The 17,028-nt window shown below is 63.5% G+C and carries 18 protein-coding genes and 1 pseudogene; 5 read left to right on the plus strand and 14 right to left on the minus strand.

Going from position 1 to position 17,028, the window contains the following annotated elements; genetic code table 11:
• Positions 1-7: 7 nt before the first annotated feature.
• Positions 8-550, plus strand: a complete 543-nt coding sequence (folE, locus tag ACFQDL_RS28280) for a GTP cyclohydrolase I FolE (RefSeq protein ID WP_379912017.1) — start codon at positions 8-10, stop codon at positions 548-550.
• A 283-nt stretch (positions 551-833) separates the two neighbouring features.
• Here the strand turns inward: folE and ACFQDL_RS28285 are convergent, their stop codons facing one another.
• The 5 genes and pseudogenes from ACFQDL_RS28285 to ACFQDL_RS28305 all read right to left on the minus strand — a co-directional run bounded on the left by ACFQDL_RS28285 (position 834) and on the right by ACFQDL_RS28305 (position 3,518).
• Positions 834-1,274, minus strand: coding sequence for a patatin-like phospholipase family protein (locus ACFQDL_RS28285; RefSeq protein ID WP_379913521.1), 441 nt, complete (start codon positions 1,272-1,274; stop codon positions 834-836).
• A gap of 55 nt (positions 1,275-1,329) precedes the next feature.
• Positions 1,330-1,521, minus strand: a pseudogene (locus ACFQDL_RS28290) (patatin-like phospholipase domain-containing protein); the annotation flags it as partial.
• Positions 1,521-1,736 carry a patatin-like phospholipase family protein gene (locus ACFQDL_RS28295; protein WP_379912019.1) on the minus strand — a complete coding sequence of 72 codons (216 nt, stop codon included), beginning with the start codon at positions 1,734-1,736 and terminating at the stop codon, positions 1,521-1,523. The pseudogene ACFQDL_RS28290 and the gene ACFQDL_RS28295, both read right to left, overlap by 1 nt.
• Before the next feature lie 4 nt (positions 1,737-1,740).
• Positions 1,741-2,571 (minus strand): DUF4892 domain-containing protein, encoded by an 831-nt coding sequence (locus ACFQDL_RS28300; protein WP_379912021.1) that lies wholly within the window; start codon positions 2,569-2,571, stop codon positions 1,741-1,743.
• Between the two features lie 95 nt (positions 2,572-2,666).
• Positions 2,667-3,518 (minus strand): alpha/beta fold hydrolase, encoded by an 852-nt coding sequence (locus ACFQDL_RS28305; protein WP_379912023.1) that lies wholly within the window; start codon positions 3,516-3,518, stop codon positions 2,667-2,669.
• Between the two features lie 181 nt (positions 3,519-3,699).
• Here ACFQDL_RS28305 and ACFQDL_RS28310 point away from each other — a divergent pair, with 181 nt between their 5' ends.
• Positions 3,700-5,565 carry a PglL family O-oligosaccharyltransferase gene (locus ACFQDL_RS28310; RefSeq protein ID WP_379912025.1) on the plus strand — a complete coding sequence of 622 codons (1,866 nt, stop codon included), beginning with the start codon at positions 3,700-3,702 and terminating at the stop codon, positions 5,563-5,565.
• 49 nt (positions 5,566-5,614) lie between these two features.
• Here ACFQDL_RS28310 and sixA read toward each other — a convergent pair whose 3' ends face one another.
• The 6 genes from sixA to ACFQDL_RS28340 form a co-directional block, all read right to left on the minus strand.
• Positions 5,615-6,082 (minus strand): phosphohistidine phosphatase SixA, encoded by a 468-nt coding sequence (gene sixA / locus ACFQDL_RS28315; protein WP_379912027.1) that lies wholly within the window; start codon positions 6,080-6,082, stop codon positions 5,615-5,617.
• Positions 6,083-6,110: 28 nt separating this feature from the next.
• Positions 6,111-7,157: an NAD(P)H-dependent glycerol-3-phosphate dehydrogenase gene (locus tag ACFQDL_RS28320; RefSeq protein WP_379912029.1), complete on the minus strand. Its 1,047-nt coding sequence runs from the start codon at positions 7,155-7,157 to the stop codon at positions 6,111-6,113.
• A gap of 105 nt (positions 7,158-7,262) precedes the next feature.
• Positions 7,263-7,484 carry a hypothetical protein gene (locus ACFQDL_RS28325; protein ID WP_379912031.1) on the minus strand — a complete coding sequence of 74 codons (222 nt, stop codon included), beginning with the start codon at positions 7,482-7,484 and terminating at the stop codon, positions 7,263-7,265.
• The gene (gene rhlB / locus ACFQDL_RS28330; RefSeq protein WP_379912033.1) at positions 7,481-9,109 is read right to left on the minus strand and encodes an ATP-dependent RNA helicase RhlB; all 1,629 of its coding nucleotides are present in this window, start codon (positions 9,107-9,109) and stop codon (positions 7,481-7,483) included. The genes ACFQDL_RS28325 and rhlB overlap by 4 nt, the downstream gene beginning before the upstream one ends.
• A 20-nt stretch (positions 9,110-9,129) precedes the next feature.
• A complete protein-coding gene (locus tag ACFQDL_RS28335) occupies positions 9,130-10,251 on the minus strand; it encodes a helicase C-terminal domain-containing protein (RefSeq protein WP_379912035.1) in 1,122 nt (373 codons plus the stop codon).
• A complete protein-coding gene (locus tag ACFQDL_RS28340) occupies positions 10,248-11,252 on the minus strand; it encodes a DEAD/DEAH box helicase (protein ID WP_379912037.1) in 1,005 nt (334 codons plus the stop codon). The genes ACFQDL_RS28335 and ACFQDL_RS28340 overlap by 4 nt, the downstream gene beginning before the upstream one ends.
• A gap of 131 nt (positions 11,253-11,383) precedes the next feature.
• On the opposite strand from ACFQDL_RS28340, the gene lexA reads away from it, so the two are divergent.
• Together lexA and ACFQDL_RS28350 are read left to right on the plus strand one after the other, a co-directional pair.
• Positions 11,384-12,004 carry a transcriptional repressor LexA gene (lexA, locus tag ACFQDL_RS28345; RefSeq protein ID WP_465264003.1) on the plus strand — a complete coding sequence of 207 codons (621 nt, stop codon included), beginning with the start codon at positions 11,384-11,386 and terminating at the stop codon, positions 12,002-12,004.
• Positions 12,001-12,462 (plus strand): cell division inhibitor SulA, encoded by a 462-nt coding sequence (locus ACFQDL_RS28350; RefSeq protein WP_379912039.1) that lies wholly within the window; start codon positions 12,001-12,003, stop codon positions 12,460-12,462. Before lexA ends, ACFQDL_RS28350 begins: the two co-directional genes overlap by 4 nt.
• 170 nt (positions 12,463-12,632) lie before the next feature.
• Here ACFQDL_RS28350 and ACFQDL_RS28355 read toward each other — a convergent pair whose 3' ends face one another.
• Positions 12,633-13,154 (minus strand): DUF6586 family protein, encoded by a 522-nt coding sequence (locus tag ACFQDL_RS28355; protein ID WP_379912041.1) that lies wholly within the window; start codon positions 13,152-13,154, stop codon positions 12,633-12,635.
• A gap of 83 nt (positions 13,155-13,237) precedes the next feature.
• Complete coding sequence (topA, locus tag ACFQDL_RS28360) at positions 13,238-15,877, minus strand: type I DNA topoisomerase (RefSeq protein WP_379912043.1); 2,640 nt, start codon at positions 15,875-15,877, stop codon at positions 13,238-13,240.
• A gap of 215 nt (positions 15,878-16,092) precedes the next feature.
• Here topA and ACFQDL_RS28365 point away from each other — a divergent pair, with 215 nt between their 5' ends.
• Entirely contained in the window at positions 16,093-16,809 is a 717-nt protein-coding gene (locus tag ACFQDL_RS28365; RefSeq protein ID WP_379912045.1) for a DNA topoisomerase I, read from the plus strand.
• Here ACFQDL_RS28365 and ACFQDL_RS28370 read toward each other — a convergent pair.
• Positions 16,796-17,026: a DUF1653 domain-containing protein gene (locus ACFQDL_RS28370; protein WP_379912047.1), complete on the minus strand. Its 231-nt coding sequence runs from the start codon at positions 17,024-17,026 to the stop codon at positions 16,796-16,798. The genes ACFQDL_RS28365 and ACFQDL_RS28370 overlap by 14 nt on opposite strands.
• Positions 17,027-17,028: the final 2 nt, after the last annotated feature.

The following is a 17,028-nucleotide window of genomic DNA, read 5'->3' on the forward strand; positions in this document are numbered from 1 at the left end:
GGCCGACATGGAAAAAGCTTTCGCCGACATCATCGCAGGGCTGGGGGAGGACCTGTCCCGGGAAGGCCTGAGGGATACGCCAAGGCGCGCCGCCAAGGCGATGAAATTCCTCACCCGCGGCTACGAACAGACACTCGAAGAGGTCGTGAATGGCGCCCTCTTCCCGTCCGACAACAGTGAAATGGTACTGGTCAAGGACATCGAGCTCTATTCGATGTGCGAGCACCACCTGCTGCCGTTCATCGGCAAGGCCCATGTCGCCTACATCCCCCAGGGCCGCGTGATCGGGCTCTCCAAGATTGCCCGCATCGTCGACATGTACGCGCGCCGTCTGCAGATACAGGAAAACATGACCAAGGAGATCGCCGAAGCGATCATGAACGTGACCGATGCGGCCGGCGTTGGCGTCGTCATCGAGGCTCAGCACATGTGCATGATGATGCGCGGCGTCGAAAAGCAGAACGCCCTGATGAAGACATCGATGATGCTGGGCGCCTTCCGTGACAACCTGGCCACCCGCAACGAGTTCATGGCGCTGATCAAAGGCTGAAAAGCTGCCGCCCGGGCCTAGTGTACTGTTTCACCCTAATAGATACTTATAGAGCCCGCCAATTCGTGTCCAGCAAGGCGCCGTTCGCCGGGAATAGTGGCGCTCTTGCCAAGAACGGCAACGCCGCGGGGCGCGAATTGGCGGACTCCTCCAGGCGAGCCGCCAAGGGGCCGTCCGCGGTGTTGCATTTTCTCGACATAGGCCCACCATGCCTTCAAAAATGCGCCTTGCGGCCAGCCCCTTGGCGGCTCGCTATAAGTGCCTTTAAGGGTGAAACAGTACACTAGAGCGGCGATGGCGTCAGTCGTCCCTGCTCCAGCGCCGCCAGGCGCTCGCGGGCAATCTCCCGGCCCAGCTCTATCAGCTCGCCGGCGCGATGAAACTCGTAGAAGCTGCCGGCTTCCTTGGGTATGTTGATCGTCAGATCGGGCGGGTATCCGGCGATCTTGTATTCACTGAGCGAACTCTGCATCGCCTCGACGGAGCTCAGCAGGATATCCATGCGCCCCGCCAGCCGGTTGTTCGGATCTCTGCCATTGCGCTCCGCCCCGGCATCCGCTTCGGCCTTCGCTTTCCAGTCGTCCGAGTAGCCGGAATGCTCGAGATAGGCATTCTGTGGCATTTCCACCACGGGCATGCGGTACAGGCTGGTATTGAGATCGACCGCGACGATGATATCGGAATGGGCCGCGACGGTCGGAATGATCGGCAACGGGTTGAGCACCCCCGTCCACAAGCACGCGGTTGTCGCGGACCACCGGCGTGAAGAACCCCGGCACTGCCACCGAGGCGCGGATGGCATCGAGCATCGAGCCCTTTTGAAACCACAGCTCCTTCTGGTGCACAAGATCCGTCGCCACCGCCGTGTAGGCCAGCGGCAGCTCCTCGATCAGCGGATCACCCGCGATCGCCCGCAGACGGGTGAACAGCCGATCACCCCTGATCGCGCCACGACTGAAGGTCACGTCCATCAGCCTGAGGATATCGATGCGTTTGAGGCTGCGCACCCAGTCACGATAGTCGTCCAGCACCCCGGCGGCATAGAGCCCCCCACCAGGGCGCCCATCGAGCTGCCGGCGATCGCCTTGATCCTGTAGCCCCGCCGCTCCAGCTCCTCGATCACGCCAATATGGGCGTAGCCGCGGGCACCGCCACTGCCCAGAGCCAGGGACACCGTCACCTTCATTCCGCTACTCCCCTGTACGACGCACCACCACCAGGACACGCTCACGTCCGGCCAGCACCGAGGGCACCAGCGGCCCGACGCCGAAGACCTCGACCTGCTCATACCCTGCGCTGCGCACCACCGCCCCGACCTGGCGGGCATAGGCGCCCGAGGCCTCGATGGCAGCCTCCGCCTCGCTGCCCTGCCAGTGAACCACCAGCCAGAACCGCTCGCCGGGCGCGAACTCGGCCAGCAGCTGCACCAGCCGGTCCGCCACTTCCTCCGGCCCCCGCCCCTCCAGCGACAGCACGGCTGAACCGGACACCTGCAGCTGCTGCATCAGGTCGTCCGCCCCCTCCGGCGCAATGATGTCGAGCTGCAGATAGACCCGACGATTGCCGCGCTGGACCGAGTACAGTGCCAGGTAGTCGCTGCCGAGCTTCGCGGCCAGATAATACTGGGTACGGTCGAGGCCATAGAGCTGGGAGATACCGAAAAAGTCGTTGGCCCAGTAATGGCTGCTGCCGCAGTCCCGGCTGCTGCAGCGATAAAGGACCTCACCGCCCTGGGCTTCGATCTGGGCGCGAAAGTGTTCGAACGCATCCGCCGGCAGGTGCGGATCGGGTATCCGGTAGGTGATGCGTGTCAGCTCCCCCTCGAGCGGCAAACGCCGGTCGGCCACCACGACGTTGTTGGCCTTTTTCAGTTCCGACAACATCAGCAGATATTCGGGGGTCTCCCGCTGCTGATAGCCCTCGATCCAGGACTGCGGGAAACGTTTCAGCAAGGGGTAATCGGCGGATCCCCCGGCATCCGGCTGCGCCCAGACGGCCCAGGAGAACATCAAAGCGGTCAACAGCCACCAGCTTTTTTCAGCACAGTCAGACTCCATTCAGATAGCGGACACGCAGTGCAACTGCCGGACCGGGCTGCGGCACCGCAGAGGCAGTTTCAGGCGGCGCAATGCAACCTGTCGTTCATCAGTTTAGCAATCAGCACGGCGGCTTCCTGCTCGAGATGCAGATGATGGGTACCGGGCAGCACTCTGAGCTCGACATTGTCGATCAGCCCGACCTGCGCCTCCACCCGCTCAAGACCAATGCCACGGTCCGCCATCACCACCAGAACGGGCGCCGATATGCGCCGCAGGAAGGCCTCGATCTGCGCCTCGCACAGGCGCACAACCGACGGCAGCATCAGTGCGCTGTCACTGCGCCAGTACCAGCCCCCATCCTGCTCGCGCAGGCCTCGCTCGAGCAACCAGAGCGCCGCCTGCCGGGATACCGGCCAGCGCCCGCCCATGCGCACCTGCACCGCCTGCTCGAAACTGGTGTAGGGACGCAGCGTTCTGCGCCCCATGCGGGCGCGCTTGTCGATCGCCTGCGCCATCAGCACCGGAAGCTCGTCGGCGGCATAATCCAGCGGCGCCAGACCGTCGATCAGAAACAGCTGTTCGACACGTTCGGCAAAGGCACCGGCGATGAGCATCGAGATACCGGCCCCCATCGAATGACCGGCCAGACTGAAGCGCTTCAGTCCCAGCTGATCGGCGACGGCCAGCACATCGGCAACATTGTCCCAGATGTAGTAATGGGTACCTGCCGGACGATGGTCGGAAAAACCGTGACCGGCCAGATCGATGGCGATGAGGCGGCACTGCGGCAGATATTCGGACAGCCGGGTGAAGCTGGCGGCATTGTCGAGCCAGCCATGCAGCGCCAGTACCGGCGGCCCCTCCGGGCTACCCCACTCCATCGCCGCCAGGCGGCGGCCGTTCACTTCGAAAGACAACGACTTGTACATCCCTGATCCTTGTTTAAAGCGGCAGCCCTCAAGCGACACGACCGGCCCTGCCACTTGTCACCCACCACTTGCGCCTTATCGCTTGCGGCATTATAGGTTACCATCCCCGGAAGTCCGTCGCTCAACGACTATACGCTGCCGGCCCGGCGACGGATCGCTACTGCCAGCCAAGGAAAGCCCGATGTCGCGAAAGAAGTCCGCCAGAAAGCACCATCGATCGGCGAAACCCGCCTTCACCCTGAAACTCGAACGGGACCCGGAGCTGCTGCGTTCGCAGAAGCTTTTCTTCCTGCTGTTCGGCCTGCTGTTCCTTGCCGCGCCACTATATTACCAGCAGAACCTCGGCGGCGAGGGGCTTTATCTGCCCTATAACGCCAGCACCTGGTCCGCCGCCCTGCTGCTGACCGGTGCCGGCTGGCTGCTGGCACTGCGTCATGGCGAGCTCGGATTGCCCCAGTACTGGCCGGGGCTGGCTGCCCTGCCCGCAGGTTTCGTCATCAGCGGTTTCGTCACCGGTATCGACAACCCCACCGAATGGCTGATCAGGCTGGGATACGTGCTCGGCGGTTTCATGCTGCTGCTGGCGCTGTTCCAGTTCCGGCTGCAACGCCAGCATCGCGATATCGCCCTGATGGTGATCCTGTGCGGCATCATGCTGCAGGCGCTGATTGGCTGGATCCAGATCCAGCAACTGCCGCTGTTCCGGGATATTCTGCCGATCGCCAACGGCCAGCGACCGATTGCGATGTTCCAGCAGGTCAACCTGATGGCCAGCTACGTGGCCACCGGACTGCCGCTGGCGGTCTATCTCGCCACCCGCCCCGGCGCGCTGAGGGCACGGCCGATGATTCGCATCCTGCCCTACTGCGCCCTGGCCCTCTGTACCGGCATCCTGCTTGCCACCGGCTCCAGGATCGGCCTGATCGGCGGTGCCCTCGGACTGCTGCTGGCACTGCTGGCACGCAGCGCCTTTCTGCTGCGTCGGCGCGGCATCGCCCTCGGACTGCTGCTGTCGCTGGCGCTGGGCGGCAGCTTTCTGCTGTCGGAAAAGGTCGAACAGGGCTCCGCTTTCGCCGTCGGCAAACTCGAACGGCTGCAGGAAGGCGGGCATGCCGATGTGCGCTTCTCGGTGTACGAAATCAGTTTCGACACCATTGCCCGTGCGCCCCTTTTCGGTCATGGCATCGGCAGCTTCCAGTCGGTCTGGCAGGACGAGCGCGGCCATTTCCAGGACACGCACCCGGACCTCGACCTCGGACCACGCTATTCCCATCCCCATAACGAACTGCTGTTCTGGCTGGTCGAAGGCGGCCTGGTGGCACTGGCGGGGATCTTGATCTGCAGCCTGACCGTCCTCTGGCGTCTCGTGCGCCTCGGCCCCCAGCGGGGGCTGTTGCTGGCCGCAGGCCTGATTCCGATCACGCTGCACACCCAGGTCGAGCTGCCCTTCTACATCTCGTCGCCGCACTGGTTCGTGCTGCTGTTCCTGCTCTACCTGACGTTCGCCAGCCGCCCCCTGCAGCGGCAGGTGAAGCTCTCCCGTGCCGCCAACGGCCTTTGCACCGGACTGCTGATCCTGCTGCCGGCCGCGGGCTCCACCTTCCTGCTGCATTCGCTGATGGCCAATGCCGGCATCGTCAGTTACATGAAAAGCCGCGGCCAGCAATCCGCGTACCTGTCGCCGGCGCTGTCGAACCTGTACTTCTCGGGGCCCGCCGGCTACCTGCTGATGAAAGAGACGCTGATTGCCGGCTACTCGCTCGACAACAAGACCAACTCCAGACGCTTTGTGGGCTGGGCAGAGGACTATCTGACGCAGACCCCGGATATTCAGCTCTACTACGACCTGGCGGGCGCCTACGTCCATCTTGGCCTGCACGACAAGGCGGAACAGGCACTGCGCGAGGGCCTGCGGATCTACCGTCACAACGGCAAACTGGAGCAGGCACTGGCCGCGCTGAGCAAGGGCGAGATCGATGCGTACCTGCAGCGTCTGGCCTCGCAATATGCCCGCCGGGTGCAGCAGCAGGCCAGCGAGGCCCGGTAACCGAACGACCGAGGGAACGGGCCATGCCGGCGAAGATCCGGCGGACGGCTCAGGGATCGAGCCGGGCCAGCAGGCGACCGAGACCGGCGGCCGGCCAGTCGAGTTCGACGATGGCCAGGCTGCCGGGCATCATGGGCTCGGGGTAGCGGGCATCCCCGTGCACCAGCGTGGCAACGAGATTCCCCAACAACGGCTGATGAGACACCAGCAGCAGGTTTTGCCAAGGCGCCCGCTCGAGCGCCTCCAGGGCGTCGGCAACGCTTCTGTCCGGTGTGAAGGCGGCATCCGGCTCCAGCAACGGCACCCCGAGCCTTTTCTGCACCCGCTCGGCGGTCTGCAGGGCCCGCCGGTAGGGGCTGGAAAGAATGGCACTCACAGGCGAGAAACGCTGCGCCTCCCGCTCGACCAGCCGGTCCAGCGACGCCAGCCCGCGCGCTGTCAGGCTGCGCTCGATATCCGAAGCGGCATCGAAGCCGGCCTCGCCATGACGCATCAGGAAGATTCGGGAGGTACTCATGGGTGCCATTCGGTGTACGCGTGACGCGTTATGCGCTACCCGTCACGCCATCCTGGCTGCGCGGCAGCACAAACTCGACATCGCTGCTCTGCTCGTTGAGCATCAGCATCTTGGCGACGGCGGCCACGGGGGCGCCGTTGAAGACCACTTCGTAGAGGCCGGTGACCAGCGGCATGTAGATGCCCAGCTGCTCCGACTTTTCCTTGACCCGCTTCAGCGTATTGACCCCTTCCGCCACTTCCCCAAGGGCTTCGACCGCCTCGTCCAGCGTTTTCCCCTCGCCCAGCGCGAAACCGACACGGTAATTGCGCGACAGCGGCGACATGCAGGTCACGATCAGGTCGCCGACACCGGCGAGCCCGAGGAACGTCAGCGGATTGGCGCCCATGCTGACGGCGAACCGGCTCATCTCGGCGAGACTGCGGGTCATCAGCATGCTGCGGGTGTTCTCGCCCATTTTCAGCGCGGAACTGAGCCCCGCGGCGATGGCGTAGATGTTTTTCAGCGCGCCACCCAGCTCGACTCCGTACATGTCGCTGCTGGCATAGACGCGAAAATACTCGGTATGCAGTACGGTCTGCACCCGCTCGCGCAGCGCCGCATCGTCGCTGGCGACCACGGTTGCAGTCAGTTGGCGCGCCGCGACCTCCTTGGCGAGGTTGGGACCGCTCAGCACCCCGATGGACGCCTGCGGCAGCTCGTCGCGCAGGATTTCACTCATCAGGCTGAAGGTGTCCGCTTCGATACCCTTGGTGGTGCTGATGATCATCTGGTGCGGGCGCAACCAGGCCTTGGCATCCCGGATTACCTTGCGGAAGGCGCCACTGGGGATCGCCACGAACACCAGATCGGCGCCGTCGAGAACCTGGCCCAGCCGGGTATCGGCCTCCAGGCCTTCCGCCAGCCGGTAGCCCGGAAGGTACTTGCTGTTCTCCCGGTGTTCGCGAATATTGCGCACCTGCGCCTCGTCACGCAGCCAGAGCCGGACCGGAAGCCCCTTCTCCGCCACCATATTGGCCAGCACGGTACCGAAACTGCCGCCGCCCAGTACCGCAACCTGCGTCTTGCCACTCATCGAACAAACTCCTTGCTTGCCTTCGGATCGCCGCCAGCCCCAATTGCGCGAACCGCCCTCACCGGCGCGTACCGCATTGGACCCCGTGCGGCGATCGTCGTTGCCTCAGCGGCGCCGATCCAGGCTGTCGAGCAGCCAGTCGACACCACGAAACAGCGCCAGCACCAGACCGAACCCCACGACTGCCAGCGCCAGAAACAGCAGCAGCTGCAGCAGGTCTGCGGTTCGCTGATAGCCGACCACGCCGATCACTGCGAAAAACAGACTGACCAGCGTGGCCGCTATGCGGCTGATGCGGCGGGTACCGTGCGGGTCCGTCGCGCTCATCGAGACTCCGACGACTCTCCGGCCCGGCGCTCCTGCTCCTCGGCAGAAGCCGCCTCATCCGCCGCTTTTCCGGACGCGTCCGCTGCAGACTCTTCGGTTACCGGGGGCTGCTCCGCTTCCGGGGCCGCTTCGGCCTCGGCCGGTGGCTGCGGTTCGGTTCCGGTTTCGGTTTCGTGCCCGGCAGGCGCCGGGGTTTCAGACTGCGCCTTCACGGCGGCTTCAGTCGCTTCTGCAGCCTCTTCTGCGGCGTCGGCACCGGCCGCCTCGCCAGCCGGTTCAGCTGCCGCCTCGGGCTTCGCGGGCGCGTCCTTGACCTCCGGAACCTCCTTGAGCAGCTCGGCATCAGGATGCACGCACTCGAGCTTGACACCGGTTTCGGTCTCGATTTCCGGGATCAGGAAGGAGTCGTTCTCGCAGGCGAAGCAGACCGACTCGCCACTGGCGCCGGCACGGCCGGTACGCCCGATACGATGGACGTAATCGTCCGGTTCTTCCGGCAGCTGATAGTTGATCACGTGGGTCACGCCGTCGATATGGATGCCGCGACCGGCAACATCCGTCGCCACCAGCACCTGGATTTTGCCGCTGCGGAAGTCCTCGAGCGTGCGCAGCCTTTTGTTCTGCGGAATTTCGCCGGACATCAGCGCCGCCTTCAGGCCGTCCTTCTGCAGACGTTCCGCAAGCGCGCGGGTCTCGTGGCGGCGGTTGCCGAACACGATGACCTTCTCGATGTTGTTGACGCGGATATAGTTGCGCAGCAGCCGGTACTTCTGCTTGCTGGACACCAGAAACACGGTCTGACTGACATTGTCCGTGGTCTTGCGCTCGGACTCGATTTCGACCCGGACCGGGTCGACGGTCCACTGCTTCGCCAGATTCATGATGTCGTCGGAGAAGGTGGCGCTGTACAGCAGCGTCTGACGGTCCTCGCCCTTGCGCGGCGTCTGGCGGATAATGGTGCGCACGTCCGGTATGAACCCCATGCTGAGCATGCGATCGGCTTCATCCAGCACCAGCACCTCGACATTGTAGAGGTCGACCTCCTTGGACCGGACGAAATCGATCAGCCGGCCCGGCGTTGCCACCAGGATGTCGACCGGCCGCTCGCGCAGCTGCGCCCGCTGCTTGTCATAATCCATGCCGCCGACCAGTGCGACGACACCGATATCGGCATACTTGCCCAGCCCCTCGGCATCGGCGGCGATCTGCAGCGCGAGCTCGCGGGTGGGCGCGACGATCAGCGCCCGCGGCTCGCCCAGCTTGCGCTCCTCGCCAAGCGGGTAGTCCAGCAGGTCGGTGATGATCCCGGTCAGGAAGGCCGCGGTCTTGCCGGTACCGGTCTGGGCCTTGCCGATGATGTCCTTGCCGGCCAGGGCAGGCTCGATGGTCGCGGCCTGGATCGGCGTGCAGTACTGGAAGCCCTGATCCTGAATCGCGCGCAGGATGGCGTCGGGCAGATTGAAGTCGTGAAAGCGGCGCTTGCCTTCCACCACCGGCACCACGAAATCGGCGGGTGACCATTTCGCTGTTGCCGTATCCCGGCGCCGCCGGGAGGATCCGCCACGCTTGCGGGAGGAACCGCGCGACGGGCGTCTGCGCTTGTTGCTTTTGTCTTCGTTGCTCAAAGTTAAACCTTAAAATCCTGTTAGTTCAGTTTACGCCTGAAGGGTGGCAAGGCATCCAGCAACTGCCGGCCATAGCGCCTCGTCACCACCCGGCGATCGAGCAGTATCACGGTTCCGCTGTCCTGCTCCGTTCTCAGCAACCGCCCCACCGCCTGGGTCAGGCGCATAGAGGCCATCGGCACCGACCAGTCGATGAAGGCGTTGCCGCCGCGCTGTTCGATCCATTCCGCCATTGTCGCGTCGACCGGATCGTCCGGTACGCTGAATGGCAATTTGGTGACGATAACCTCGGTCAGGTAGCCGCCTGGCAAATCAACACCTTCGGCAAAGGATGCCAGGCCGAAAATGATGCTTGGCGCTCCGCGGTCGACGGCCGCCCGGTGCTGCTGGAGTATTTCGTTCTTCGAGTACTGGCCCTGCGACAGCACCGTATTCTTAATGGATTCGCTCAACTGTTCAAGCACGCCGCGCATCTGCCGCCAGGAACTGAACAGTACCAGAGTTGCGGTTGCCGATGACAGCCGTCGCTCGAGAAAATCCGCGACCTCCCGGGTATGGGCATCGGGGTCCGACGGGTCGGCCGCCAGCGGCGGCACCCAGAGTTCGGCGCTACGCTGATGGTCGAACGGGCTCTGCAGCCTTTCACAGGGCGTGTCGGGCGCCAGACCCAGGTCTGCCAGCAGGCGGTCGAACTGGCCGAGCGCGGTCAGAGTCGCCGAGGTGACGACCGCACCGTAGCAGTGCTCCCACAGGTGCTCCGAGAGGGTGTCGGCGGCCGATACCGGGCTCGAGCGGCATTCGTAATCGAGCCCGTCGGCCGTTTCGACCATGTTGATCCAGCGCGCCGTGGGCGAGCTGCCGGCCGGGTCTTCCTGACGATAGGAGCGCGCCAGCCAGTGAATCGACTGCATCCTCGCCAGCATCATGCCCATCTGCGGATACCAGCGCTCGGCCGGTGTCTTGTCGATCTCCGGTATGCCGCCGTCGATCGCCTCCTTCAGCAGATCGACGATCTGCTCGAATTTCTGCGCCGCCTTGGCGGCGGTCATCGCGATATCGCCGGACTCGATCCGCAGCACCTCCGGCAGCTGGCCGCCCGGAAACCGGAACCGCTCCGCCTTCGGGCTGCCGTCCTCGTTCAACAGCAGTGCCCGCAGGTGCGCTGCAGCCCCTCGAGGCACTGCTGCAGGTCGGCGAAGGGCCGGTCGAGCTGACCGACGTAGGTATTGAGCACCGAATGGTCGCCGCACTCGCCGCGCATCCGCTCGAGCTGGCGCCCGACACCCGCAAGCCAGCGGCCACTGGCCCCGACCCGCATGCTGTAGGCGAAATGACCGATCGCCTTGGCCGCCAGGTGGTGTCCTTCGTCGAAGACATAAATACTGTCGGCGGGGTCCGGCAGTATGGCGCCGCCGCCGAGGGCGAGATCGGCCATCACCAGATCGTGGTTGGCGATCACCACCTCGACCTGATCGAGGGATTCGCGGGCCCGGTAGAAAGGACAGGCGCTGAAGTTCGCACAGCGCCGGTTGCTGCATTGCAAATGGTCGCTGGTGAGCGGGTACCAGAGACTTTCCTCGAGTTCCTGCCTGAGGTTGTCGCGGTCGCCATCCCAGCGGCCGGCGGCGAATTCGTTGAGCAGATCCCGGTACAGCTCGACGGACGCCTCGTCGAGCTTGTGCGCCAGTTCGTCCTCGTACAGGGCCATCTGCCCCATCGACTCCTGGCTGTCGAGCAGCCGTTCGACCTTGTTGATGCACAGATAACGGCCCCGCCCCTTCGCAAGACTGAACTTGACCGGCAGTTGGGCATGGAGGGAGATGTCCGGCAGGTCCTTCATCACCAGCTGTTCCTGCAACGCCACCGTCGCGGTGGACAGGATCAGCTTCTTGCCCGCTGCCCGCGCGATCGGAATCGTCGCCAGCAGGTAGGCCAGGGTCTTGCCCGTCCCGGTGCCGGCCTCGACCAGGCAGACATGCGGGCCCGACTGGCGAACAGCCGAGGCATCGGCCTCGATATTGCCCAGTACCCGGGCGATATGGGCCACCATCTGCCGCTGGCCATGGCGCGGTTTCAGGCCCTTGGCGGCGAGAAAATCGCGATAAGCCTGCTGAATCTCTTGTTTGAGTGCCTCGGTTAGCACGGCAGCATCCGGTTCCGCTGAAGGGGGCACCGGATTCTAGCAAAACACTGGATATATCAACAGAATTTGCTTTACCCGTTTCCGTTACTGTATATACTTACACCTACTGTATAAACAAACAGGTTCCGATCATGAAACTGACCCGGCGACAAACGGAAGTGCTCGACTGCATCAAGCACCATATCGAAACCACCGGTTACCCTCCGACCCGTGCCGATATCGCCCGCGAACTGGGCTTTCGTTCCGCCAATGCGGCCGAGGAGCACCTCAAGGCACTGGCGAAAAAGGGCGCGATCGAAATCATCAAGGGCACGTCCCGCGGCATCCGCCTGCCGGAAGCCGGGCAGGAAGCCGCCAACGAAGGTCTGCCGATCGTCGGCCAGGTCGCTGCCGGTTCGCCGATCCTCGCGCAGCAGCACATCGAGGACCACTGCACCATTTCCTCCGACTTCTTCCACCCCAAGGCCGACTATCTGCTGCGGGTCCGGGGCCAGAGCATGCGCAACATCGGCATCATGGACGGCGATCTGCTGGCGGTGCATCAGTGCCAGGAAGCCCGCAACGGCCAGATCGTGGTGGCGCGCATCGAGGATGAGGTCACGGTCAAGCGCTTCAAGCGGGAAGGCAACAAGGTCTACCTTATGGCCGAAAACGAAGAGTTCGAACCCATCGTGGTCGACCTGCGGGAGCAGGAGCTGTCCATCGAGGGCCTGGGAGTCGGCGTCATCCGCCGCACGGGAGAATCGCTATGATCCAGCCAACCACCCTCAAGCGCCGCCATGCCGCATCGTCCCGCATGACGCGAAGCGCCGGCAATGCCGTCAGCGCCCCCCGGACCTGCAGCTTCGACGGAAAGCTGACGGAAATCATCACCCACGATACCGATATCGCCAGCATGCCGATGCTGATGCCGCTGCTGGCGCAGCTAAGCCGGGACGATCGCTGGTTCGCCTGGATAGCGCCACCGGCACGACTGCCCAAGGCCCTGCTCACCGAGGCCGGCATCGACCTGAACAAGGTGATCCTGCTGCATCCTGATGCCGAACACAGCGTGCTGGACCTGGCACGCCGCGCACTGAGTGCCGGCACCTGCCATGCGGTCATTTCCTGGCCCGGCTATCTTTCGGAGCCGCAGTTGAAAACCCTCGAGCAGGCTGCGCAGTCCGGCGCCAGCCACGGCATTCTGATACGCGGCCGCCAGCACGCCTGAGCCTCCGCAACCGTAGCTCGGATGGAACTCGGAACGACCGCAACCCAACATTCTTCGAGCCAACCGACACCAATCGATCTGCAACGCGATCGATATGACGGGTTACGCGATGCATGAGCCGCGAAAGCGACGTTAAGCTCCCGCCAATGCATCGCTTCACCCATCCTCCGCTACCACTCCTCCATGCCGGCGCGCAGGCGCTCCACCAGCCGGGCGAATTCGTCGAACCAGCGCTGGCATTCTGCCTGGACGTCTCTGTCCACGGCGTGACTGGGGTTGACCTGGCGCACCTGGATCTCGGAACGACTGTGCTCAGGCGTCGATGCATCGCGGCGGTCACTGGCCTGCCAGCAGGCGCGATAGGCCAGCTGCATCCGGTGCAGCCAGCTCCCGCTGTCCTGCTCCAGGGCGCTCAGCTCGTTGCGCTCAGGCGACTCCTGGCCGGACTGCTCCAGCAACCGCTCGAGATCCTCGAAGCCGTTGATCCGCTCGACCTCCAGTCGATAGCGTTCGGCAATTTCGCGCAGGAACGCCTGATAGCCCGATGCCAGATGAAAGAGCACGGACTCCTGAAAAGATTCGACCAGCGCATGCTTGCTCCAGCCGCTCGAGGCCTGGGCCAGCTCCAGCTGATGCAGGTGCAGGCGGGCAAAGTTCAGCTTCTGGCTGGTACGGGCAACATAGATACTCATCCCAACTCCCCTGACGGTAAAACCCCCGCCCGGCAGGCGGTCTCCATAGCAGAGACCCCGCCGGGCGCAGTGCGTTCAGCACCTTACTTGGTCTTTTTGGCCTTGTCTTCGACAACCCAGCGCCCGTTGTCGTAATAGGCGCGCCAGCCGGTGGCCTTGCCGTCGGCCTCGGTCATCACATATTGCTCCTTGGTCTTGCGACTGTACCGCACCTGGGCCGGATTGCCCTCGCTGTCCGCGACTGGCGCCGAGAACAGAAAACTGTATTTCGGGTCGATCTCGTCGCGGTGCGGCAGCAGTTCGCTGACCTTGGGCGGCCGGGTTTCGCGGTTCTTGGGAAACTGGCTGGCGGCCAGAAACAGGCCGCTGGCGCCATCGCGCAGAACGTAGGTATCCTCGACCTTCTCGCACTGCAGCTCCGGCATCGGCACCGGCTCCATCTTGGGCGGCGCCGGCTCGCCGCTTTTCAGCAGTTTGCGGGTATTCTTGCATTCGCTGTTGGTGCAGCCGAAGTACTTGCCGAAACGCCCGGTCTTGAGCTGCATCTCGGCGCCGCACTTGTCGCACTCGATGGTCGGCCCCTCGTAGCCCTTGAGGCGGTAACTGCCCTTCTCCACCTCGAAGCCGTCACAATCCGGGTTGTTGCCGCAGACATGCAGCTTGCGCGACTGGTCGACAAGGTAGGAATCCATCGCCGCGCCGCACTTCTGGCAACGATGCTTCTTGCGCAACAGCCGGGACTCGGCTTCGTCGTCATCATCCTCGCTGACGACCTCGTCCCCCGGTACCAGATTGATGGTCGCCTTGCAGCGCTCCTTCGGCGGCAACGAATAGCCCGAGCAGCCAAGAAAGACACCGGTGCTCGCCGTACGGATCATCATCGGCCGGCCGCAGTCGGGACAGGGAATATCGGTGGCGGTCGGGGTGTTGGGCCTCATGCCGTCATCGGGATTCTGGGATTCCTGCAGCTTGAGCACAAAATCGGCGTAGAAGTCGTTCAGGACCTGTTTCCACTCCTTGTCGCCGCTGGCGATATCATCCAGCGCCTCCTCCATGCGTGCGGTAAAGCCGTAATCCATCAAATCGGAAAAGTTTTCGGTCAGACGCTCGGTGACGATGTCGCCCATTTTCTGGGCGTAGAAACGGCGGTTCTGCACCTGCACGTAGCCCCGATCCTGGATCGTCGAAATAATGGAGGCATAGGTCGATGGACGGCCGATTCCCCGTTTTTCCAGCTCCTTGACCAGGCTCGCTTCGGTAAAGCGCGGCGCAGGCTTGGTAAAATGCTGCTTCGGATCCAGCTGCTCGAGCTTCAGCGCGTCCCCGGCCTTGAGATCCGGCAGGATCACGTCCTCGTCGCTCTTGCCCTTGGATGGCAGAACACGGGTGAAACCGTCGAACTTGAGGATGCGCCCACGGGTTCTGAGTTCGAAATCGCCCGCCTTGACCTGAATACGGGTACTCAGGTATTCGGCCGGCTTCATCTGGCAGGCCAGGAACTGGCGCCGGATGAGGTCATACAGACGCTCCGCGTCGCGTTCCATTCCGGACAGCGCCGAGGATTCGACCCCGACATCGGAGGGGCGGATCGCCTCGTGCGCCTCCTGAGCCCCCTCCTTGCTGCTGTAGGCAACCGGCTGATCGGGCAGATAGCGGCTGCCGAAATGATCGCCGATATAGTCGCGACAGGCCGCCACCGCCTCGGCACTGAGGTTGGTCGAGTCGGTACGCATGTAGGTGATGTAACCGGCCTCGTAGAGGCGCTGCGCCAGCATCATGGTTTTCTTGACACCAAAGCCCAGACGGGTGCTGGCCGCCTGCTGCAGTGTCGAAGTGATAAAGGGGGCACCGGGCCGCGTGGTGGTCGGCTTGTCTTCCCGGGTGACGACCTCGAAGGGTGCGCCTTCCAGCCGGCTCAGGTAGTCGCGGGTCTCGCTTTCGCTGGTGGGCCTGAACGCCTGCCCCTGGTGACGCGTCACCTGGAGGCGAACCGGCGCCTTCTCGGCGGTCAGGGTATCGGCGTGGACTTCCCAGTACTCTTCGGGCACGAAGGCGCGAATCTCGCGCTCGCGCTCCACCACCAGGCGCACGGCCACCGACTGCACCCGCCCGGCGGACAGGCCACGGGCGATTTTCTCCCACAGCAGCGGCGACAGCATGTAACCGACGACGCGGTCGAGAAAGCGTCGCGCCTGTTGCGCATTGACCCGCGCCAGGTCAAGGTCGGAGGGCTGTTCGAAAGCGGACTTGATCGCTTTCTTGGTGATCTCATTGAATACCACCCGACGAAAACGCGAATCATCGCCGCCGATCGCTTCGCGCAAATGCCAGGCAATGGCTTCCCCTTCGCGGTCCAAATCGGTCGCGAGATAGATTTCATCGGCACCCTTGGCCAGACGCTTGAGCTCCTCGACCACCTTCTCCTTGCCCGGCAGGATCTCGTAATGGGCGTCCCAGTCGTGATCGGGGTCGACGCCCATGCGCGCGATCAGTTGCTCGCGGGACTTGCGCGCCTTGTACTCGGCTTTCTCGTCCGGCGACATCTTGCGCGTCAAAGCGGCCTGCCGTGCCCGCTCCTTGGGATCGCTTTTGGTCGCGCTGCCGCTGGTCGGCAGGTCGCGTATATGACCGACGCTCGACTTAACGACAAACTGGCTTCCGAGATATTTGTTTATCGTCTTGGCCTTGGCCGGGGACTCGACGATAACGAGAGACTTGCCCATAGAATTCTGTTCCTTGGCACGGAATCGGCTTGGGAACCTGGTTCGCAGGTTCAATCAGCGTGCATATATAAGTGCTGGGAAATCGGGGGTCAAGCTGATGCCATGAAAAACTGCTTTTTTCCGTTCCCGGGCGCAAAGATTCTCGCCATGATGAAAATTTCTGACTTTACACTTTATAATTCAGACAGTTAATAACCAACCCCTGATGGCAACCAATGCTGCAAGACAATCTCAGCTTCATAATCCTGATTGCCGTCGTCGGCCTGGCCGCCCTGTTGACCAGCCACATCATCAGCAGCCGGGAAAAAGACGCCAAAGCCCGCGCCGAACGCCTTAAATGGCTGCAGCAGCAGGCCGAACACAGCCTTAACGCACTGATGGTGATGCGTGCCGCGGGCTGCAAGGCCGAGATCGTCGACCGTATCGATGCCCATGCCCAGACCCTGATCGAAGAGATCGGCGTGCTGGCACCCGATTCGGAGCTGCTCGGCAGCATCGGCAATCTCAAGGCCAGCGCAGACCGCGCAACGGCCTCGAGCGTGCCGATGAACAGCGACCGCGCGATCAAGCGGGCATCCATCTATATCAAGTTCGCCAGCCAGTTGCTCGAAGAGATGGCCAAGGCCAACCAGCTCAGCGGCCAGCTGGCGTCGAGCTATGCCCAGGACCTGCACTGGCTCAATGTCTCCATTATTGCCACCGCCCACCTGGCCCAGGGCCAGAAAAGCCTCAGCCTCGAAGACCGCCCCGCCGCGCTGTCTCACCTCAAGCACGCCAAGGCCGTGCTGACACGCGCCATGGTGCCACAGCAGCTGAAACAGGACCGCCTGCAGCAGATCCAGTCCCTGCTCGACAGCCTGGAACCCAGACCCGAGCGCTCAAGGGGCGGTATCCTCGCAGACGATCTCGAAGGCTATTTCAGGGATCGCTGATGCGACGAAAGCGCGGCACGGCGTTGCCTTCGGGCAAGACCACCTCTTCGATGAACATCGCCAGCGGGCGCACCCAGAGTCCGCGCTCCCCGTAACAGGGCCGGTAAACCACCAGCCACTCCTCCGTCTCGGAGTGACGGGCACAGCCCAGCACCTCGTAGTCCTCGCCCTTGTAGTGCCGGTAAAGCCCCGGCTCCGGCTGTTGTACTGTTTCCAACC

It is taken from the genome of Marinobacterium aestuariivivens (genome assembly GCF_042661465.1).
GTDB classification, from domain to species: domain Bacteria; phylum Pseudomonadota; class Gammaproteobacteria; order Pseudomonadales; family Balneatricaceae; genus Marinobacterium_A; species Marinobacterium_A aestuariivivens.